Raw genomic sequence first — 513 nt, forward strand, 5'->3', positions numbered from 1 at the left:
ATGAGCGAGCCGTCACCGGTGCTGCCGTCGCTGCGCTGGCTGCGGTTGCGCCACGGTGGCAAGGCGCGGGCGCTCAACGCGGCAATGGTGCAGGTCGATACCGAAGTGGTGCTGACGGTCGATGCCGATACGCTGCTCGAACCCGGCGCGATCGCCGCGATGCGCGCGGCCTTTGCTGCCGAGCCCGAACTGGTGGCGGCGACGGGGGTGCTCGCGCCGATTTGCGGGCCGGACTTGCAGGGACGGTTCTTCGAGTGGTTCCAGACCTATGAATATGTCCGCAATTTCCTGTCGCGCCATGCGTGGGAGCGGCTGAACAGCCTGTAGCTGATTTCGGGCGCGTTCGCCGCGTTCCGGCGCGATGCGGTGGTAGCAGTCGGCGGGTTCGATCCCGATAGCATGGTCGAGGATTACGAGTTGATCCACCGGTTGCATCGTCTTGCGGTGGATCTTGGGCGCGACTGGACGGTGCGCGTGGTCGGCGGTGCGCTGGCACGGACCGATGCCGCGGCG

At 67.1% G+C, this 513-nt stretch carries 1 protein-coding gene; it reads left to right on the forward strand.

What is annotated here, in order from left to right; genetic code table 11:
• A partial coding sequence (locus AACY45_RS27955; protein ID WP_339548710.1) for a glycosyltransferase occupies window positions 1–327 on the forward strand: 327 nt, incomplete at its 5' end.
• Window positions 328–513: the final 186 nt, after the last annotated feature.

This window comes from Pseudomonas sp. RA_35y_Pfl2_P32 (genome assembly GCF_963970735.1).
Lineage (GTDB): Bacteria > Pseudomonadota > Gammaproteobacteria > Pseudomonadales > Pseudomonadaceae > Aquipseudomonas.